Source organism: Terriglobia bacterium, assembly GCA_020073085.1.
GTDB lineage: Bacteria > Acidobacteriota > Terriglobia > JAIQFV01 > JAIQFV01 > JAIQFV01.
Map to the genome: position 1 here is coordinate 1 of JAIQFV010000011.1, position 20,788 is coordinate 20,788.

Genomic DNA, 20,788 nt, shown 5'->3' on the forward strand with positions numbered 1-20,788 from the left:
AAACAGTCCAGCCCTGGCGTGCTGGCGCAAAAAAGTAACCAGCAAACGCCCAAACCAGAGACGAGAGGATAATGTTCTTTAAACCCGACTAACGGTCAATGTAGTTGTCGTCCACAATCAATGTAGTTGACGTCGATCACAGGCCGTCAAGACGCCGAAACGCGAGATTGATCTGATTAGGGATCGTTTGAAGAGATTGAAGGAGATGTTGCGATGAAAGACGAAAGGCTGGAAGTGACGCGGGGGAGCGGGAATATATTCCGCGATGTGGGTCACCAGAACGCGGACGCGGAGCAACTCAAGGCCATCCTGGCTGCTGAAATCATCAAGGCGCTCGGTCGAGACGGCTTGAGCGTGCGGGAGGCGCACGATCGCACGGGGATTGCCGCGGCCGATTTCTCGCGCATCCGCCATGCGGACCTGGGGCGGTTCACCATTGATCGCCTCATGTCGATCATCAACCGCCTGGGGTCACGCATCGAGATGAAAGTTCGGGTGCGGAGGGCTGAGACGTGTGCACGCGAGGCGAGAGTTTAAATAAAAAGAATTTTCGGGTCAGGTCTAAATTTTCAATTGTTCTCCTCCGCAGGTATCAAAACTGAAAACTTAGACTTGATCCTATTTGGCGTTTTGCTGTTGCCATTTTCCCTCCGTGCATTCCCGACAAAAGCGTTCTCCGATCCAGAAAGTGATGTACAATACCTCCTGTTTCCCCCCCACAGACCCATTGATCTCAGACACCCCCACGCTTGGAGTTCCCATTGACCCGAAAATCCTGGCACCCGGTTCCTAATCCCCGCTCTATTCATATCGCAGGGTTGCCATCGGATCGAGGGGGCTGGCGCGGAGTGTCAGTAGGTGCCCTCTGCGACGCCGGCGACGAGTGCGAGTCCTGAAGTGGCCAGCCTCCGGGCTGAAGGGTTATGTGGTTATTTCTCCCTCAGTCGCCGATAAACTTGTTTACGATCGTCAATGATGTAAACGAGGATTTCTTTCTTGTTGTCGTCGATTCCGTAAATGATGCGGAGGTTGCCAACCCGAAGTTTATATTCAGAGCGCCCTTGTAACTTTTGGCATCCAATGGGGCGGGCTGTCTCTTGAAGTGATTGAAGACGCTGAACTACTGCATCGTGTGTTTTGGAGGAGAGGCGTTCAAGTTCTCGGCGTGCGGAGGATTTGAGGAAAACTGAATACGCCATTACTTTGGTCGTTTCGAGGATTGGGCCAAATAGTCTTTGAGGGAAATACGAGGCTCCCGTTTTCTGTTCTCGATGAGAACAGCGTATCGAAGGTCTTCGCCCAGCTCCCGGTCCAGAAGTAATTTGTGTGCAATAGCCAGGCGGTCTTCTTTTTTAAGCGCGCGGAACGCGGTCCAAAAGACCTCCGCAGGGGCTTGGTGGCTGGTCATCGTATTTGAGCTCCCTTCCATTTTATCCAGACTAAAGTTTACATGAGTTAATTTTGTTGCACCAGAAAAAGAACATAGAATATTTCGACCACCGGATGGTGCCTCAAAAGGTATTGAGGATTTGCGGGTCTCTGGGGTCAGATCCGGACTTGTGGACAATTGGGTGTTTTCGACATTCGAAAAGGCACACACCGTGATCATCTAAAAAGTACCCACCACCTGGTTGGTTTTAACAAATGCCATTGGGGTCGCATCTTTGAGGTTCCTGGAAAAAAGGGGACAGACACCTCTTTTCAAGCAATATTCAAATTTCTATGAGAACAGGTGTCTGTCCCCTTTTTTCCCGCCGGTAAACCAGCGGGCTGTACAAAGCCAAGCCCCGTGGAACGGGGCAAAAGAATGAAGAGGGTCAGATCCGGACAACCGGACAATTGAAAAGAGCACGCTTCAGGTCGAATAAACCTTGCCCAGAACAACTCTGCATTCTTTAATCAGGGACGCAGCATAGGCTCTCGAGTGTTTCGAGGTGGGAGCGAAATTCATCATTCAATGCGATCTTGGAATTGTTGATGCAGAACGGATCAAGAGATGGATGGCGCAACGCGAAAATGGGGCTCCAAAATTCGAGCAACATCGCAATTGTCCGGTTGTCCGGATCTGGCCCAAAACTGCGTTATCGCGTATCATACTTCGTGTTGTATCAGAAGATTCTCGGTCGTCCCGGAGGAGCCACTACGTATGATCCGATACATATTTGCTTGTTACCTTTCGATCTTGTGTCTGTCCCATGGGACGTTTGGGCAGGTTGCCAAAGGAGAGCAGCCGCTTGCCGCACTCTCAGCCATTGACTCGGAATATCGCAAGTTTGATGACCTGCTTTCCTTCCTGCGGAAGCGCAACGCACTACAATATGCGATTTCGTCTCCAAAGGGCATCGACGAGGCAAACTACGTCCCGGTAGGCGGCATCGAGCAATGGATCACAATCCGCGGCCAGGATCGTGACAATCCCGTGTTGCTCTTCCTTCACGGTGGGCCTGGTGATGTGACCAATCTCTGGACATTTGCATTATTCGCTCCATGGCAGAAGTACTTCACGGTGGTGCAATGGGACCAGAGAGGCGCCGGCAGGACGTTGAGAAAAAGCGGCCCATCCATTGCGCCGACCATCACCGTCGATCGCATGGCGCAAGACGGTATCGAGCTGACAGAATATCTGAGGAAACATCTGGGCAAGGAAAAGATCATCATTGTAGGCCATTCCTGGGGTTCAGTCCTCGGTCTCCGAATGGCGAAGGCGAGACCCGATCTCTTCTACGCGTACGTGGGCACCGGCCAGGTCGCCTACGGCAGCAGCAGAAGCTCTTACTCTTCTGCCGTCTATGATGCGCTATTGAAGAAGGCAAAAGCCGTAGGTGATCACCGCGCCATCGAGGAATTGACCCACGCAGGTCCACCACCTTACAAGTCTGGCGATGGCCCCCGCGTGCTGCACAAGTGGGCGAATGAATTTGAGGGCGCATGGGAGTTCCTGTATGGGACCCTCGGTCTCGCGCTCGTGGCTCCCGGCAATTCTGTGCAAGATATCTATGACAACGAAGAGGGCCAGGTGTTGAGCGCCGATCGCCTCGTCCCGCAGACCCGGTCCATCGGACCGGCAGAGCTTGGCCTGGAATTCTCCATTCCGATATTTGTTTTTCAGGGTGAGGAGGATTTCACGAGTCCAACTGCGCTCGCTCGGCAGTACCTCGAATCCATCAAAGCGCCCCGCAAAGAGTTTGTGCCGATCAGCGGTGGCGGACATTTTGCAGTGTTCATGCACTCCGATCAATTTCTGCGGGAGCTCGTCAAGCGGGTGCGCCCGCTGCCTGTAGGGCCCTGAATTTGAGGGTTGCGCGAGTAGAATGAGGAGGGTCAGATCCGGACAATCGGACAATTGAAGAGAGCCCGCTTCAGATCGAATGAACCGTGCCCAGAACAACTCTGCAATCTTCAATCAGGGAGGCAGGATAGGCTCTCGAGTGTTTCGAGGTAGGGGGGAAATTCATCATTCAAAACTCTCTTGGAATTGTTGGTGCAGAACGGATCAAGAGATGGATGGCGAAACGCGACAATTTGACCTCAAAATTCAAGCAACGTCGCAATTGTCCGGTTGTCCGGAGGTGACCCGAAACTGTGTTTCGAAGGCGACACCTACCGGCTGCATGAGATAAGAAGGGATCCTAAGTGAGGGTCTCTGAGGTATTGCATCACGATACATCAAATCATCATCGCCTTGGCAGCGGTTAGGTTTCTGGGGTCAGGTCCGGATTTTTGTACCCCCTGTCCCGCCGATGGGCGAGATCATTCTCTATCAGACCGAGGAATCAAGCCCAGTGAACCGGGCTAAGACTTTTGTTTTATTCGGGGGGGTAGAGCGCCTGCCCCGCCGGTAAACCAGCGGGCTGTACAAAGCCAAGCCCCATGGAACGGGGCAAAATGCGCTGGGGGCTCAATTTCCAATCCTGGTGCTTTGGACAATCGAGAATGCTCTGCCGCCCCTGGCGGGGCCTGGTTCATTTTTTATTCTTTGTACCCACGGCTCTCGCCGTGGGCTAAAGGTCCGGCGCCGCGTTCGCGGCTGAGATCGCGGTGATCCGGCTTTGCAGCGTCTTTGGGGTCAGGCTTCCACAAGAGAGCGCTTGGGGCCAGGTCTATTTTATTTTCAATTGCACATCTTATAGGCTTCTTGAGGGCACAAACAGCGCGCAACGTCAGGCCGGAAGCCGACGTCATAAAAAAAATGAGAATGTCGGATCTGACCCTGGTTCATTCTTAGCATCTTCGGGACCTTTTATAGGTTGCATTCCGCTCTTTTGCGGCGAATCCAATTTTCCGCCTTGGTGGTGCTGGCGGTGTCATCAGTTTTCGGATTGCATCAAAGATGACACTGATTTCTTCGTCGTGTTCGTCGATCCTTCTTTCTTGCTGGGCCAATTGCAGGGCGAGCTCCTTGTGCGTCGAAAGGAATTCCCGCAGGTTCACGAAGGCCCGCATGATGGCAATGTTGACTTGGACAGCACGTTCACTGGTGAGAACGCTCGAAAGCATGGCCACTCCCTGCTCAGTAAACGCGTAAGGCAAGGATCCTCCGAAATACTTCCGGTGTGGTATCACACTTTGTGATACCAGGTGTTCCGCCTCGGCAGCCGTCAGTTGGAACATAAAGTCCTCTGGGAATCGACGGATATTCCTTTTGACCGCTTGATTCAACGCTCTCGTTTCAACTCGGTACAAGCCTGCCAAGTGCATGCCCAGTACGACCTTCTGTCCCCGAATAATGAGGATCTTGCTTTCAATCAAGACTCGCCGAACAATTTTTTTCATTCAAGTCCTCCATGGAAGGAAATCCTACCGGTTGACACAAGCTCGAATACTGGGTTGTCAGCTCGGTGTTTCCTTAAATGGGCGTTTGCGGGGGGATAAGTTTGTCGCTCAAATACAACGCTTTCGGGAGAAGTATACGCTTTTCAATGCCTCAAGAAAAACTGAATTTCAAGCATCATTTTCGGGTCGGATGCCGACGAGCCGTTGCTCAAAATCGGTTTCTTAGATTCGCGGAATTGGTCAGAGGACAGAATTCCACAGGCCGATTCCCAAAGATACTCTGGAACCCAAAATGATCCACCGCAAAGGCGCAGGGACGCGGAGAGCAGGTCCCCGGGGTCAGATCCGGACTTGAAAAGCCATTGGGGTCGTATCTTTGCAATCTGCATTTCACCGGGAAGAATTGATATTGGCGGAGTTATCCCTCTGAGTACGATTTTCGGCGGCATCAGATGATGTTCACCGTAGGGACGCGGAGGGTTTAGGTGTTGGGGAATGGGGAAAACAAGTTCAAAGTTCAAGACGCCATGGCGGCCAGGAGGAAGACACCTCGGGTCAGAGCCTTTTAATTTGCTACAGACGTGCAAGATCTTGCCGGATTCGGACGAGGATTTTCTCCAGTGGAATTTGGCCTCGATAATAAAGTGGAGCCGTCTTCGAATATTCGGCCTCGAATTGCCTGCGGATGCTCTCGTCCTCAATGGTGAAGGCTCCGCTCTTTGCGACGTCGTGATCCAAAGACTTGAAACGCTTCTTTTTGTGCTCCAAGTATTCCGAGGTTCCAATGAATTTCTGAACCCTTTCGACGTCGAGAAGCTGATGGATGTCGTAGTAATGTCTCAGGAAATTCGGTGGGACTTTCCCCGTGCCTTTGAACTGGCCGTATTTTCTGACGACCGCCTGGACTTTTTCGACAAACGTGTATTCGGGGTTATAGCAGGGGATGTCGAGAGCTCGGTTGTCCGCATATTGAAGTTTTTTGGAATCGGCGAATTGGACGACCCAAGAAGTGATTGGAACGGCGCGGTTCGGAGCCGTCTGATCAAAACCGACTTCCAGGAGAATTCCATCCTTAAGACCAGGAATCGAGCCGAAGCGGGTCTCGTAACTTAGCCTGAGGCCGGCATTTCTCAGCGTCTCGTCGTCATAGGTCGTGTCCCTCTCGACCGCCGTGATTCCCGGGATCTTGATCTTATCGCGCAGCTTGGCAAAAAACTGTCGTCTCGATTCAACGTGCTGGGGCTTTTCGTGATTTGGATTTGTATCGACTGGGAGTCCATCAAAAGGTTCGATGCGAATATCGATGTCTTCGGAAAAGCGATGAATGACCCCAAAGCCCTTGGACAGTGAAGTGCCGCCTTTGAGCTCAAACGTCAGACCCACCTGTTTAAGCCCAAAGAGGGCATGCATGATCCAGTAGTCCTTTTCCACGAGAGCGGGATCATTGATTCTCTCGCTGTCGGCAACGGTCTCAACAAGCGCTTTGAAATCGTTCCTCTCATGAAGAAAAGACTCAGTCGGCATGTTGCAGCATCTTCTGGAACTTCTTCTGCGTGGAGTACTTGCCGTAGAGAGAAACTGCCCGTGAAAGTTTTCTCGAGTCCATTTCTTTGGCTTTTTCGCGAACGCGAGAAAGGACGGCGTCCTGATCCTCAGCGAGCTGGTCTAGTTCATTGACGAGATCGACCAGCAGAAACTCGGGAGAGATCTGCCTTGGAATGTTAAATCGACGCTCAAAAGTGACCCTCCGATGGCCCAGGGAAAACGTTCCATGCCGTTTCTGATTGTAAACAACTCTTTTGTTGTAGAGCTGCGTTGTCCCGAGTCCCAACTGATTGTAGGCATTCAGTGAGGTGACGACAAAACGGTCTGTTTTCAAGAACGCCCTCACGAGCTCGTTCTCATCAGCGGGAGCTTCTCCAAACTCAAATTTTCGCGGACAGTAGTACAAACCAGTACGGAGCTTGCGGAGGGTCCCGTCAACAGTGAGTGCTTTGAGGTGTCGATCGACGCTCTGGGACCAAGGCAGAAGGTTCTCCCTGCGATACACCCGTCCAGGGCGAAGATGTCGTTTCAATTGGTCGACCGTTCTAGTCTGCGTCATCCCTGATCCTCCACGTTCCCTACGCTACGCCAAGTACGGGCATTGTGTCAATAATATTATTAATATTTCATGCAAACTATTATGTAACACAATAAATGTAAATATCTTACATTAGGTGATACCTATTGTTGTATTATCCTTATTTTTTGACAATTGGGGATTTTCTCTTGCCAATATTCGGGGGCGGTCGAGCGCCTGTCCCACTGGTAAACCGGCGGGCTGTACAAAGACAAGCCCCGTGGAACGGGGCAAAATGCGCCGGAAGCTAAAGCGCGTGGGGCCAGGTCAATTTTCAATGGTTCTCCTGCACAGATATCAAGACGAAATTCGGGTCATGCACACATTCGACATTGGTTTGATCCACAGATTTCGCGGATGACGCAGAATAAAACCAACTCAAAGTCCAACAAGAAGGATGGGAACCGAATGAAGAGGGTCCGGACAACCGGACAATTGAAGAGAGCACGCTTCAGATCGAATGAACCTTGCCCAGAACAACTCTGCAATCTTCAATCAGGGACGCAGGATAGGCTCTCGAGTGTTACGAGGTAGGAGGGAATTCATCATTCAATGCGATCTTGGAATTGTTGATGCAGAACGGATCAAGAGATGGATGGCTCAACGCGAACTGTGACTTCAAAATTTGAGCAACATCGCAATTTGTCCGGTTGTCCAGACCCGAAGCTGTTTTCTTCTGTGTGAGGCAAGCGTGAATAACGCTTGACAATACTAACGCAGTTCGTTAGTAATCATTCGTGATCGTGACGTTCAAGTGCTCCGACACAGAAGCCCTGTTCAACGGGAAGCGGATGGCCCGTTTTGTGAATATCCAGGTTGTGGCCTTGCGCAAGCTGGCGATGCTCAACCGGGCGGAAACGCTGGCCGATCTGCGTATTCCGCCCAACAACAAGCTGGAGCGATTGAAGAGCAATCGGCGTAGGCAATGGAGCATCCGCATCAACGATCAATGGCGCCTCTGTTTCCGCTTCGAGGGCGGCCATGCCTGTGACGTTGAGATCGTCGACTACCATTGAAGGAGAGTGACCATGCGGCGTGAGATCCCTTACCCTACTCCCGGCGAAATCTTGCTGGAGGAATTTTTGAAACCGATGGGGATTACGCAATACCGGCTCGCCAAGGAAATTGGAGTGTCGCAACGGCGCATTGGAGAAATCGTCGCGGGAAAGCGGGCTGTGACGGCCGATACCGGCTTACGCCTGTCTCGCTTTTTCGGCACCAGCGACAGTTTCTGGGTCGGTTTGCAAACCGATTACGATACAGCACAAGCCAAAGACGCCCTGTCTGATGTGTTGTCGCGCATTCATCGTTTCGAGCCTGCTCATGTTTAGCAATTGCCAGTTGTGCCGAGACGTTTACCTTGTCCGAACTGGAACGTAGATGCCCGGGTGTCAGTCGCGATATGATACGACGAGTTTTGCGAGATCTTCAGAAAGCGGGACGAGTCGAGTGCCTGGGACATGGTCCCGGAGCAGCTTGGTGGAGGAAAGAAGGGAATACCTTCAAAAGAGGGCAATAAAGAGGGTAAGGAAATACATGCGAGGGTCTATTTATTTTTCAATTGGCAGTCTCGCGGTCTGACGTTTCGCATTATCCATACGACCACGAAGCGGATAAAATCTGCCAATGAAAATAAAATAGACCCAGGTTTCCTCCTGACTTTTACTTATCATGGATGTCCCCAGGTTTCTCCATGGACTCAACTTCCGAGTTGGCCGACGATTCGCCCAGAACTGTTTCCGGGAGCCCCCGCTGCCGAGGCGGCATCTCGTGGGAATTGGAGTCAACCCCGGGGTGACTACGCGTACCCTGTTCGTACCTCGCAAAGTATTGCGCGTGCTGCATCATCTTTCGTAGAAATGGTTATGGCGAAAGAATCCCAAAGTACTTTCGATTCCAGTCCCAATCCGCCGCAGGCCCCTGAGAGAAGGCATCGAAAGGCAAAGCCTCCGGGCTTTCCAGTCCTTGTCCTACTGGTCATTGCTCTTGGCTTGCCTTCATACCTAACCGCTTCACAGCGACAGCCAATTTCGCTCTATGTGGACGCCAGCGACAGCGTGCGCAAGCTATTTCATTCCGAACTCGCCATCCCAGTCCATCCCGGTCCCCTTACTTTGGTCTATCCACGATGGGGCATTCCGACGTACGAGTTCCCCGCCGCACTGCTCAACAATATCGTTCGTCTGAAGATGAACGGTAACGGCCAGCCGCTTGAGTGGAAACGCGACCTCGTGGACAAGTTTTCCTTTCATGTCGTGGTTCCAGACCACGTGAAGATTCTGAATGTCACCATGGATGTCATCGCCCCGGCCAATCGCTCCGACCTCAATGCGGCGACCGCGCAACTGTTGGTACTGGACTGGTACACACTCGTTCTTTACCCCCAGGGAGCAGCGACGGATGGAACAGCCATCGCAGCGCGGCTTAGACTTCCTGCCGGATGGAAACATGCTTGTGCAATCGCGCCAGTCCGAACCGTGGATGGTGTCATTGAATTCCCGCAAACCTCACTCACCGTATTAGTGGATTCGCCGGTTCTCTCCGGAAGAAATTTCAAAACGGTAGAGCTGCGATTGCCTTCCGCGCCGCCGGTTTTCGTTGACATTGCCGCAGAAACACCCGAGGCCGCGGACCTTCCCTGGGAGTGGCAAGACAGGCTTCGCCGGATGATAGCGGAGACGGGTGCGCTGTTCGGCGGATATCCTTATCAGCAGTACCACTTTCTGCTCGCACTCAGCGATGACGTGGGCAACGACGGGCTCGAACACCGCGAATCCAGCGACCTTCGCATGAGCCTTCTTTCTTTTTCAAACGAGGCAAACCGTCTCGCGTACGGCTATTTGTTGCCCCACGAGTATGTCCATTCCTGGAACGGCAAGTACAGGATTCCGGCTGGCATCGTCAGGCGCAACTTCGAGGAACCACAAACCACCGAAATGTTGTGGGTTTATGAAGGGCTCACGCGATATTTGAATTGGGTCTTGGCGGCTCGATCGAGGATCCTGAGTCCGCAGGAAGCACGCGATTATGTCGCCTTGCTCGCTGCCCAAACGGCTCACCGCTCGGGGCGTGAATGGCGATCTCTGCAGGACACCGCCGTCTCGACGAACATGATGATCGAGTCCGCCGACCAGTGGCAGTCCTTGCGCCGCGGAGCGGATTACTACGACGAGTCGCTCTTCATCTGGCTGGAAGCGGACACGATCATCCGGCGCGCGACGCAGGGAAAGCGTTCGCTGGACGAGTTTTGCCGTGTTTTTTTTGGCTCGTCGAAGAATCCTCCTGACATCAGGCCCTATACGTTCGAGGAACTTGTTCAGGCCATGAATGGCGTCGCTCCCTACGATTGGAAAGCATTTTTTGAGAGACGGTTGAACGCCACCGGTGTGGACCGCGCCCCGCTCGACGGACTGCGTGCAAGCGGATGGAGCCTGGCATATCGGAACACCCCTGGCTCCGTTCAGGCGGCGAGAGACAAGATTCATCACACCGTCGAAGAGCGGTTTTCCCTGGGATTCCTCTTGCAAGAGGATGGCACGATTATTGATGTTGTCCGCGACTCCGCAGCGTGGAATGCCGGACTGGGGCCAGACATGAAAGTGCTGAGTGTAAACCGGCGTCCCTGGTCTCCGCAAGTATTGCGAGATGCCATCGCCGCGAATGGCACCTCGACGGCACCCGTAAATCTCTCTGTGCAAAACGGATCGCAGAGATTCCAAGGGGATGTGGACGATCACCGAGGAGCGAGGTATCCACAATTGGAGCGAAACACAGAGCAGGACCTTATGGGAGATATTCTCAAGTCCAGGAGCTCGCTCGCGCAAACCCCGTAATCATGCTTCGAACCGAAAGCCATTGGGGTCGGAAAGCCATTGGGGTCGCATCTTTGCAATCCTGCATTTCAGCGGAATGAATTGATATTGGCGGAGTTATCCCTCTGAGTACGATTTTCGGTGGCATCAGATGATGTTCACCGCAGGGACGCAGGGACGCGGAGGGTTTAGGTGTTGGGGAACAATTTTCGCAATTTTGTAGGCGGTTCCACTCAGCGGGAGGGCAGGGGCCTGGAGGACGGCCCTTGGGGCTTCACAGTTAGGGATTTCTAAACACTCCGCCGATGCCATCAATTAGGTTCATATTATTTTCCCCAGATAGTAACTTCGTTGCCGTCTGGATCATGAAAGTGCGCAAACTGGCCTTCCGTCGGATCCTTTTCGGTCGAATCGGGCAAGAGTCCTTTACTTTTCAGGGCCAACAAGCTCCGTTCGAAATTTTCAACGCGAAATACGACTGAGACACTCGCTGAACATTTCTTCGGAGCATCAGCTTTTTTAGGATGGATGGCAAAGAAAAACGGGCCAGCGGCGGTGTTGAGTTGGGCGTAATATCCCCCGTGGATTTCCTTGGTCTCGATTCCAAACCGCGAATACCAGTCGGCAAGAACTTTCGCATCCTGGCATGGATTGATCGCGATCGCGCCGACATACAGTATTTTCGCCGGAGGCGATTCGGCAAACGCCGACACCGAGAGAAAAATAAGCAGGATCACCAGATAGACTTTTCGAAGAGCCGTCGCTGAAATCATCATACATTTCATGTTAACTCCTCATCTCTGCCAGTTTCCGAACCGGTATGCAGAGTTCCAATTCAAAATGCGACCAATCCGTCGCGTTTTCTTTGTCTAAGCAAATCTCAAGTCCGGGCGCATGCTCGGGCTCGTAGTCACTATGGATCAGCCAACCCCGGAACAGGTAGTCCGTCGCCGTAGCGACCCTACGGATATCGCCGGAAACCCTGGTGGTGGCGTATCGCATGGCGGGCATTTTCAATTTCGACATTCCTTCCATGCACTCGAAGGGAAATGACGACGCAAAACAGACCTCATATCGATAAAGATGCTTTGGGGTCACGTGGGGATCGTCCACCGACATTCCGAAAAGAGTTCCTTGCGTAAAAATATCCTGGGATTTGGCCCACTCGATCATCGTCTTGAAGGCGGCAATGACCCTGTCCATTTCGAAGGCATTCGTCACCCGAATATAGGCGACTTGCCTTTCGGGAAGGTCGATCAATTTCACTGGAAAGGCAGCTTTCTTTTCTTCCGCACTCATGGGGAGATAATATTCCTGTCCCGAGAAGAGTTCTTTGCAAATCTTGCTTTTTTTGATCTCGCCGCTTTTTCGAAACTGACTGGGCGAAGTGTCGTAGCCGGCTCGGAAGGCACGTGAAAACGTGGCCGATGATGAAAAACCGCACTCTAAGGCGATATCGGTAAAACTTTGGTCGGAATAACGAAGAAGACGAGCAGCCTTTTCAAGACGAAGCCGGTTCGTAAAATTATTCAGGGTTTCGCCCGAAACCGCACCAAAGATCCGATGGAAATGAAATTCCGAGAAGCAGGCCACTTTAGCCAGTTCCTCCAGTTTCACCTGGCGATCCAGATTCCCGCGAAGATAGTCGATGACCCGATTAATTCTTCGGGCATATTCGCTGTTGGCCTGGGTCTTTGCGCTTGGCACGGATTTTATTGACATTGTGTCGTAGAGATACCCCCATCAAGGGAGCGGATTACCTACCGCGCTCTGGTCGATTTCTTGACGGGTCAAGGGCCTCCAGAAAACGGCAAATTTTAAATCGGCTCGACACGACCGGCAAGACCGACGCCCGTCAAGCGCCCTGGCGTTTCTAACCATACAATTTTCGGGTCTAAATTTTCAATTGTCCTCCTGCACGGGTATCAAAATTGAAAATTTAGATCTGCTCACCCGCCCCACGCAATTATGGCAGCCAAAAACTCCTTGAGAATTTGGATCGGCTCGGTGGGTTCGTTTGTAGATCAGTGTATTCATGAATGGTGTCACTCAAGCCCTGGTCCCAGGACTGCCCGGCAAAAGGTGATGTGATTTGCCTGATTATAACACGAGTGCCGCGAGGGAATGGCGGCAGGGCTCTATGGCAGGGGGGACGGCGGGTGTCCCTCGTGCCATTGGAGGAGCAGGTCTATATATTGTGTGTAACGAAACCCCCTATCTGAGGGGGTTTTGTGCATCTAAATATTGACATGAAACGGCTAGACTGATATTCTCTGTAACAAAACCCCCTAATCGGGGGGGGGGTTGTGAGGTAAAATATCATGGATTACAGCGTCCGGACCTTGTCACCGCAGGAGAGCCGGGTCGTGCTTGCGCTCGCCGAACAGAAACGGCGGGAGGTGGGCCGCCCGGAGATTATCAAACTGCTGGGCGTCAGCGCCAAGGCGGCGGACAACGTGATTGAATCCCTGCGCCGGAAAGGCTGGCTCGAACGGGCGAGCTGGGGAGAATACCTCGTCATCCCCCCCGACGAGGGACCCGATGCGCTGGGCGAAACCAATCTGCTCGCGCTCGCGAGCCGTATCACCGATCCCTACTATATCGGGTACGGCAGCGCGGCCGCGCACTACGGGCTAACGACACAGCACCGCCGGGTGATCTTCGTGGTCACGCCGGTGCGGGTGCGGGAGCGGCAGGTGGGGGAGGGACGGGTGCGGGTCGTCAATCCCAGGCCCGGCAAGTTTTTCGGGTTCGTTACTGTCGATGTATTCGGTTTCAAAATCATGATGTCCGACCGGGAAAAGACGGCCATCGACTGCATCGACCGCCCGGCGCTTGCTGGCGGCGTAGCGGAAGCCGCCTTGATTCTGGCGGCGGCGAGCCGCCGTTTGGAGTGGCCGAAGGCGGCGGAGTATCTCGAACGGATCGATTCGACCGCGCTGGTCCGGAGGTTCGGCTGGGTGATGGATCACGTCAAGGCGGAGATGCCCGCCGATGTCCGCGGACGGCTGCTCGGGCTTGCCGCACGCGGTCCCCGGACATGGATGGGGCCCAACCCCAAGAGCAAGGTGCGAGGGGCCATCGGCCATGACAAGACGTGGCGTCTGTTCGTCAACGTACCGCGCGAAGACCTGAACGAGAGCGCCGGGCTCGGCCTGCTAAAAGCGTTGAAGAAGGACGGGTAGGGATGCTCACACTGCCCCAGGTGCGGCGCTACTCCACGCAATCCGGCCTTCGCGACATGATGATTGCCGAGAAGGAAGTCGTGCTGACCTTTCTGCTCCAGCTTCTCTCGGAGCGAGGAATTCTGGACCGGCTGGCCTTCAAGGGCGGAACCTGCCTGCGGAAAATGTTTATCGGAAGCCAGGGGCGGTTTTCGACCGATCTGGATTTCACGGCTCTTGAGGAGGACGATCACGAGGATGTCATCCTTGCGATGATGGAGGCGTTCGAACAGGAATTTCACGGGATCATGTTCCAGATTCCCGAAAACAGCTACTACGAAACACAGGACGGTCTGTCGTGGGGCGTGAATCCGACCTATTCGCATGGATGGAACGGTGCCGGTGACAGCGAAATAAAACTGCAAATCAGCCGCCGCGAGACACCGACGCTGCCGCCGGAGCGCAAACCTCAATGCGACCAGAGTTATTTCGGGCTGTTGCCGTTCGCTCCTGCTGAAATCACATGCCTTGCACTGCCCGAAATTCTCGCCGAAAAAATTCGCGCCTGCTATCAGCGGAACAAGGCACGTGACATTTACGATCTCGGGATATACGCGAGACGGCCGCTTGATCAGGCGCTCATCCGTCACCTTGTCGTGCTAAAGCTCTGGCAGGCGGGCGACACATTTGATCCCGCGCGCCTGATGAGGAAATTCGAGGAGGGCAGGGACTTCGACTGGGATGACCTGCGCGACCTTGTGCGTCGCACCGAAGAGATTGACCGTGAGAAAATCTGCGGTGCTTGCGTTAGAGGTTTTGGATTTCTCGCAGAGCTGACACCGGAAGAACGGACGCTGGCCAATGACCCTCATCACCGTGAGCAGGCCTTGGCGGAAAGACTGCGCGGGGGTTTGTGAGAGGATATCAGCGGAAAGATGAAAATCTCGGAAAGAACCATCAAGCGGTTGGTGCAACAGGTATCTGGGGTCCGGACAACCGGACAATTGAAGAGAGCACGCTTCAGATCGAATAAACCTTGCCCGTAACAACTCTGCAATCTTCAATCAGGGGCGCAGGATAGGCTCTCGAGTGTTTCGAGGTAGGAGGGAAATTCATCATTCAATGCTCTCTTGGAATTGTTGGTGCAGAACGGATCAAGAGATGGATGGCTCAAGGCGACAATGTGACCTCAAAATTCAAGCAACATCGCAATTGTCCGCTTGTCAAGATGTGACCCGAAACTGTGTTTCGAAGGCGACACCTCCGGCTGCATGAGATAATAAGGCATCCTAAGTGAGGGTCTCTGAGGTATTGCATCACGATACATCAAATCACCATCGCCTTGGCAGCGGTTAGGTTTCTGGGGTCGGGTCCGGGTTTTTGTACCCCCTGCCCCGCCGATGGGCGAGATCATTCTCTATCAGACCGAGGAATCAAGCCCAGTGAACCGGGCTAAGACTTTTGTTTTATTCGGGGGGGGTAGAGCGGCTGCCCCGCCGGTAAACCAGCGGGCTGTACAAAGCCAGGCCCCGTGGAACGGGGCAAAATGGGCCGGAGGCTCAATTTCCAATTCTGGTGCTTTGGACAATCGAAAATACTCTACGGCCCCTGGCGGGGCTTTTTTCATCTTTTATTCCTTGTACCCACGGTTCTCGCCGTGGGCTTTCAGCTTTGAATCCGGGGCGCCTCGCGGCGAGGGGTTCAAGAAGCCGAATTCTCGGGGATTGCGGGAGATGCTGATGGTGGCCAAAACGGCCGGTACGTAATTGGCCGTTTCCCGGGGCAGCAATCCCAACCTCCTTAATGTCCAAAAATCCCTGATCCCCGTGCGGGCCATTGCAGACCGGATACGGTTTTCTCCGGCATTGTAAGCTGCCAAGGCGAGATACCAGTCGCCAAATGATCCGTAGAGGTCCTTCAGATATTCCGCTGCCGCCATCGTTGATTTGATGGGATCGATCCGTTCATCGGTGCCTGGAGTCTGGACCAAACCGTACCGAGCGGCCGTTGTAGGAATAAATTGCCAGATCCCGCGGGCCTGCCTGGGGGAAAGTGCCCATCGATTGAACCCACTCTCAGTGATCCCGAGATAAACCAGTTCAGAAGGGAGATTTCTTTCCCGCAGGATCGACTCGAGGGCCGGCTGGTAAGCACCCATTCGCTTCCAGCCCAGCTCCAGGGTGGAACGTCCCTTGCCCTGGTAGTAAGCAAGGTATTGCCTTATGGCACGTTGGGAATCGTCCTGGAGAATAGAGTCGGACATCAGGCCACCTGCTGCAGGCCGCCCGGGGGAGAGAGAGGAGATGATTCGGTCGAGATCCGTTGAGACCGATCGAAGCAAGGGGGCGGTCATGGCTGAGGGGGGAGTACTCTCGAGCAACAACCGCGCCTCTTGATACGAGGCCATGGCCTCCCTGCGCTCCCCTCGGGAGATTTCCGATTGTGCCCGCTCCAGCAGCGGTGCCGCCTTCTGGAGGGCCCCCGCCGCAGAGGCCGCTCGATTGATATGGTTCTGAACGTCTGAGAGGGCTTCACCCATCGGCATGCGCTTCGATGTTGTACCCCCAGCCTGAGCCAGCATGAGGGTCGAAAAAATCACCAGGCACACGACGACTTCTGGCACCCTACAGATCAACTTTCTCCCTACCTCGTTCGCGGTATCCATCAAGGAGCACGCTTTTCGTTCACTCAATATTTGGCACCTCGCCTACTTTTGTACTGTTACACTACCCAGCCATAAAACTGGCAACTAAGAACCGGCAACTGACAACTGACAACTGAGAACTGAGAACTGAGAACTGAGAACCGGCAACTGACAACTGAGAACTGGCAACTGAAAACTGCTCGCCCTCACTTCCCACTCACCCCCGGTCTCCACTGGGGAAGCTGATTGATTTTTCCCCAGGCAAACCGGTATGCGGCCTCCTCGAGAGGGGACTTCAAGCGAAACCGGAATTCTTTGGTATCGCCGTACTGCAGCGGCCCGTGTTCAAAGCTGCCCAATCGCAGATCAAAGCGCCCTGACGAAGCGATGCTTTGAAGATCACTGTAGCGCCAGGTTCGCGATTCACCCGGCGTGTCGCTGCGGAAGGAGATCCCGCTCTCCGTGAAAATGAGTCTTCCCTGGCATCCACTGACACGATGCAGGTGTTTGACCGCGACTTCGAATCTCCCCGTGAGGTTCTCGACGGGGAAACGATTGGTGACCGGTCTTTCGAACTTCGATTCGACGAGTTGAACCACGCCTGCAGGGATCGTGTCTCCAGGCAGTTCGAATTTAAATATCTTGTCCCCTCCCAGGCGTTGGCGAGAGTCCTCATAAGTGATGATATTCAGTTTGTGTTCGCTGATGAACTGGACTTCCTGAATGTCAGTGAAGGTCCACTGGCGCTGGTCGCGAGCATGAAGGGTCTGATAGCGGATCCCATGGTCATCAATGGTGAGTTCTCCCGTACAGCCCCCTCTAAGGTGGGAATGTTTCACTTTGAGGACATGTGTTTCCGCCAATGAAATCGAGTTGAAGGTGACAAGACAAAGAGCCATCGAGGGGACGGTCGAAACGAGGAGCCTCAGCATCCTGTTCACTCCTAAGACCTCAAAATATCCAGAACGCATAATTCATTCTCCCGCGATCAATGATGGGAACCGGTAGAGGGCTGAGCCAGCCGGATCGCTTCCGCATAATCCACGACGGTTCCGCCATTCTCATGCTGGAACTGAACGGCTTCCTCCCGGGTTTCAAAGGGAATCAGGCTGGGGATACAACGGTCCCACACCAGTTGCATGGGTCGGCGGTCGGTCCAGTCCCTTTTTTCGGGCATCATGCAATGGTCCACGCTGGAATCCCAGACGTACACCGCCTTCTGGGAAGCGATGGCCTTGCGGGTATAGAATTCCGTCGCGGTCGCGGAGATCAGCTCGGACTTGTGCTGCGCCGCCTCCAGGAGTCCGCACTTGGCGCAGCACAGGCTGACCTTCTTTCCATTCTTAAACGTCAGGGTGAATGTCCACCCTTCATGCATTTCTCTATCACACGCAGGGCAAACGGAGGCGGAGGTCTTCCGTTTTTCGAGGAAGAAAACGGACGAAGCCACGGCAATGATTAGAATCATTACCGCAATTGGAATAATTTTTCTCGTCGTCATAACCACTCCCTACACCCTCTGGCGGTTTATTCCGCCGACGAATCGTTGTTACAAAGTCAACCGGCGCAGCCGCAGCGCGTTACTGATGACCGAAACCGAGCTGAAGGTCATGGCGGCGCTGGCCAGCATGGGGCTGAGCAGGAGGCCGAACACCGGGTAAAGAATCCCTGCCGCCACAGGGACGCCAATCGAGTTATAAATGAATGCGAAAAAAAGGTTCTGTCGGATATTGCGCATGGTGGCACGGCTCAACCGCCGCGCCCTGGCGATGCCGCGCAGGTCCCCTTTCACGAGGGTAATTCCTGCGCTCTCCATCGCCACGTCGGTGCCTGTTCCCATGGCGATTCCGACTTGAGCCTGGGCCAGCGCGGGGGCGTCATTGATTCCATCGCCCGCCATCGCAACAATTCTTCCTTCCCTTTGAAGGCGCTTCACCACTTCGCCCTTCTGTTCGGGGAGGACTTCGGCCTCCATGCGGTCAATCCCCAGTTGTCGAGCGACGGCCTCGGCGGTCGTGCGGCTGTCGCCAGTCAGCATGACGATCCGGACCCCTTCTTCATGCAGCATTTGAATCGCTTCCGGTGTGGACTTCTTGATGGGATCGGCCACGCCCAGCATCCCGGCAGGGTGGCCATCGATCGCGACAAACAGGACTGTCTGTCCCTCCCGCCGCAGCGCTTCGGCCTGTTCCGCCAAAGAGCTGGATGGAATATTCGATTCCTCGAAGAGTTTAAGAGTGCCAAGCACCACTTCATGCGCCATCACCCGCCCCTTCACGCCTTTTCCGGTCACCGAGGTAAAGTCACTCACATCGGAGAGATCCAGCTGTTTCTCCTGGGCAGAGGCCACGATGGCTGCAGCCAGCGGATGCTCGCTTCCCCGTTCGAGGCTTGCCGCCAGCCGGAGCAACTCGGTTTCCCCCCAGGGCGGCAGGGCCAGGAGAGAGAGGAGCCGGGGCCTTCCTTCAGTGAGGGTGCCAGTCTTATCGACCACCAGGGTGTCGACCTTCTCAAGCACTTCGAGGGCTTCTGCGTTTCTGATCAGGACCCCAGCCATGGCGCCGCGTCCCGTCCCCACCATAATGGACATGGGGGTAGCCAGTCCCAGCGCACAGGGACAAGCGATAATCAACACGGCCACGGCGTTGACCAGCGCGTAAGCCATGCGGGGTTCCGGTCCCAATCTGCTCCAGATAATGAATGTGGCCACCGCGATCAAGACAACGGCGGGGACAAAATACGAGGATACGACATCGGCCAGACGCTGAATGGGGGCGCGGCTTCGCTGGGCTTCACTCACCATGCGCACGATTTGCGCCAGCAGCGTTTCACTGCCCACGCGTTCCGCTCGCATGATCAGGGTCCCTGTCCCGTTGACCGTTCCGCCCGTGACACGACTTCCCAGGATTTTTTCCACAGGAATGGACTCCCCTGTCACCATGGATTCGTCGAGGGAGCTCGAGCCTTCGAGAATAATGCCATCCACCGGCACCCTTTCCCCCGGCCGGATCCTCAGCCGGTCACCCGGCTTGACCTGATCTAAGGGGAGATCGCGCTCAGAACCATCTTCAGCAAGAAAGCGCGCGGTTTTCGGTGCGAGGCCCAGGAGCGCCTTGATGGCACTGCTGGTCTTACTGCGGGCCTTCAGTTCTAGCACCTGTCCCAGCAAGACCAGCGTGGTGATAGCCGCCGCCGCTTCAAAGTAAACCGCCACCTCGCCTGCGTGACCTCGAAAGGAAGCAGGAAAGATTCCGGGCGCCAGGGTCGCCACAACACTGTAAACATAAGCGGTGCCGGTACCCACGGAGATCAAAGTGAACATGTTCAGGCTGCGATTCACAACAGAAGCCCAGCCGCGCTGGAAGAATGGCCACCCGCCCCACACAACGACGGGCGTGGCCAGCACCAGTTGGATCCAAATCGTCGCGCGCGACCCGAAGGCATGTTTCAAAGGTTGTCCCGGGATCATGTCCGACATCGCCAGAAGGAGCGTGGGAACGGTGAGCGCGAGGCTGATCCAGAACCTGCGCCTCATCGCCACAAGCTCCGGATTGATCTCCTCGCCCGCAGATACCGTTCGAGGTTCCAGGGCCATTCCACAAATCGGGCATGCACCCGGTCCTGTCCGAACAATTTCCGGATGCATGGGACACACATATTCCGTTTTGACCTTCGGCGCGGAAATCATCCGGGGCTCCAACGCCATGCCGCACTTGGGACAGGCGCCAGGGCCTTTCTGTCCTACCTCCGGATCCATGGGGCACGTGTACTCACTTTCAGCATCCAGGGGTTGTGCCAACACGACGCGGGGAGGGACACTCATGGAACGGTTTTCAACATGGGCCTTCAAAAACTTCAAAGGGTCGGTCCGGAATCGTTCGAGACACCGCGGGTTGCAGAAGAAGTACGTTTGCCCCTCGTACTCGTATGTCCCGGCCGAATTTTCGGGATCTACGTCCATTCCACAAACGGGGTCCTTCACGGTACGGCCGGTGGGTGCATTGTTCACGACATTAAACAGATTTTCTCTTTGGTTCACAATTCATCCTCTTGTCCAACAGGAGGCTGTAAAGCCATGCATATTGAACTGCGCTGATAGGATCGCCGAACTCAGCTGAATTATCGCTCATCTTCAATTTCTTTTCTCTTCTAAAAGCGCCGATGCCGGGCGAAATCCAATCCTGGCCGGCCCTGAAGCCAAGGACCAGACAACTCTCCTCTCACCAAAAGCGCGGCATCGGGCGCGAATGCAACAACTCCGGTACAAGACGAG

At 54.3% G+C, this 20,788-nt stretch carries 18 protein-coding genes; 7 read left to right on the forward strand and 11 right to left on the reverse strand.

What is annotated here, in order from left to right; all coding sequences use genetic code 11:
- The first annotated feature begins 213 nt into the window (after positions 1–213).
- Complete coding sequence (locus LAO21_12825) at positions 214–537, forward strand: helix-turn-helix domain-containing protein (protein MBZ5553599.1); 324 nt, start codon at positions 214–216, stop codon at positions 535–537.
- A gap of 392 nt (positions 538–929) precedes the next feature.
- Here the strand turns inward: LAO21_12825 and LAO21_12830 are convergent, their stop codons facing one another.
- On the reverse strand, positions 930–1,199 hold the full coding sequence (locus LAO21_12830) for a type II toxin-antitoxin system RelE/ParE family toxin (protein MBZ5553600.1): 270 nt from the start codon (positions 1,197–1,199) through the stop codon (positions 930–932).
- Positions 1,199–1,609, reverse strand: coding sequence for a hypothetical protein (locus LAO21_12835; protein ID MBZ5553601.1), 411 nt, complete (start codon positions 1,607–1,609; stop codon positions 1,199–1,201). Before LAO21_12835 ends, LAO21_12830 begins: the two co-directional genes overlap by 1 nt.
- 537 nt (positions 1,610–2,146) lie before the next feature.
- Here LAO21_12835 and LAO21_12840 point away from each other — a divergent pair.
- Entirely contained in the window at positions 2,147–3,289 is a 1,143-nt protein-coding gene (locus tag LAO21_12840) for an alpha/beta hydrolase (GenBank protein ID MBZ5553602.1), read from the forward strand.
- Between the two features lie 932 nt (positions 3,290–4,221).
- Here the strand turns inward: LAO21_12840 and LAO21_12845 are convergent.
- The 3 genes from LAO21_12845 to LAO21_12855 form a co-directional block, all read right to left on the reverse strand.
- A complete protein-coding gene (locus tag LAO21_12845; protein MBZ5553603.1) occupies positions 4,222–4,773 on the reverse strand; it encodes an ORF6N domain-containing protein in 552 nt (183 codons plus the stop codon).
- 573 nt (positions 4,774–5,346) lie between these two features.
- On the reverse strand, positions 5,347–6,297 hold the full coding sequence (locus LAO21_12850; protein MBZ5553604.1) for a nucleotidyl transferase AbiEii/AbiGii toxin family protein: 951 nt from the start codon (positions 6,295–6,297) through the stop codon (positions 5,347–5,349).
- Complete coding sequence (locus LAO21_12855; protein MBZ5553605.1) at positions 6,287–6,877, reverse strand: hypothetical protein; 591 nt, start codon at positions 6,875–6,877, stop codon at positions 6,287–6,289. Before LAO21_12855 ends, LAO21_12850 begins: the two co-directional genes overlap by 11 nt.
- A 755-nt stretch (positions 6,878–7,632) precedes the next feature.
- Here LAO21_12855 and LAO21_12860 point away from each other — a divergent pair.
- The 3 genes from LAO21_12860 to LAO21_12870 all read left to right on the forward strand — a co-directional run bounded on the left by LAO21_12860 (position 7,633) and on the right by LAO21_12870 (position 10,728).
- A complete protein-coding gene (locus LAO21_12860; GenBank protein MBZ5553606.1) occupies positions 7,633–7,911 on the forward strand; it encodes a type II toxin-antitoxin system RelE/ParE family toxin in 279 nt (92 codons plus the stop codon).
- Positions 7,912–7,923: 12 nt separating this feature from the next.
- Positions 7,924–8,226: a HigA family addiction module antidote protein gene (locus tag LAO21_12865; protein MBZ5553607.1), complete on the forward strand. Its 303-nt coding sequence runs from the start codon at positions 7,924–7,926 to the stop codon at positions 8,224–8,226.
- Positions 8,227–8,886: 660 nt separating this feature from the next.
- Positions 8,887–10,728 (forward strand): M61 family peptidase, encoded by a 1,842-nt coding sequence (locus tag LAO21_12870; protein MBZ5553608.1) that lies wholly within the window; start codon positions 8,887–8,889, stop codon positions 10,726–10,728.
- Positions 10,729–11,033: 305 nt separating this feature from the next.
- On the opposite strand, the gene LAO21_12875 is transcribed toward LAO21_12870, so the two are convergent.
- On the reverse strand, positions 11,034–11,492 hold the full coding sequence (locus LAO21_12875) for a hypothetical protein (GenBank protein MBZ5553609.1): 459 nt from the start codon (positions 11,490–11,492) through the stop codon (positions 11,034–11,036).
- A 1-nt stretch (position 11,493) separates the two neighbouring features.
- Positions 11,494–12,414 (reverse strand): AraC family transcriptional regulator, encoded by a 921-nt coding sequence (locus tag LAO21_12880; GenBank protein ID MBZ5553610.1) that lies wholly within the window; start codon positions 12,412–12,414, stop codon positions 11,494–11,496.
- A gap of 614 nt (positions 12,415–13,028) precedes the next feature.
- Between LAO21_12880 and LAO21_12885 the strand changes: the two genes are divergently transcribed.
- Both LAO21_12885 and LAO21_12890 read left to right on the forward strand, forming a co-directional pair.
- Positions 13,029–13,892: a transcriptional regulator gene (locus LAO21_12885; GenBank protein ID MBZ5553611.1), complete on the forward strand. Its 864-nt coding sequence runs from the start codon at positions 13,029–13,031 to the stop codon at positions 13,890–13,892.
- Positions 13,893–13,894: 2 nt separating this feature from the next.
- The gene (locus LAO21_12890; protein ID MBZ5553612.1) at positions 13,895–14,788 is read left to right on the forward strand and encodes a nucleotidyl transferase AbiEii/AbiGii toxin family protein; all 894 of its coding nucleotides are present in this window, start codon (positions 13,895–13,897) and stop codon (positions 14,786–14,788) included.
- A 713-nt stretch (positions 14,789–15,501) separates the two neighbouring features.
- Here the strand turns inward: LAO21_12890 and LAO21_12895 are convergent.
- The 4 genes from LAO21_12895 to LAO21_12910 form a co-directional block, all read right to left on the reverse strand.
- Positions 15,502–16,494: a lytic transglycosylase domain-containing protein gene (locus LAO21_12895; protein MBZ5553613.1), complete on the reverse strand. Its 993-nt coding sequence runs from the start codon at positions 16,492–16,494 to the stop codon at positions 15,502–15,504.
- Between the two features lie 227 nt (positions 16,495–16,721).
- Positions 16,722–17,486, reverse strand: coding sequence for a hypothetical protein (locus LAO21_12900; protein ID MBZ5553614.1), 765 nt, complete (start codon positions 17,484–17,486; stop codon positions 16,722–16,724).
- A 17-nt stretch (positions 17,487–17,503) separates the two neighbouring features.
- A complete protein-coding gene (locus tag LAO21_12905) occupies positions 17,504–17,983 on the reverse strand; it encodes a nitrous oxide reductase accessory protein NosL (GenBank protein MBZ5553615.1) in 480 nt (159 codons plus the stop codon).
- Between the two features lie 81 nt (positions 17,984–18,064).
- Positions 18,065–20,476 carry a heavy metal translocating P-type ATPase gene (locus LAO21_12910; GenBank protein MBZ5553616.1) on the reverse strand — a complete coding sequence of 804 codons (2,412 nt, stop codon included), beginning with the start codon at positions 20,474–20,476 and terminating at the stop codon, positions 18,065–18,067.
- Positions 20,477–20,788: the final 312 nt, after the last annotated feature.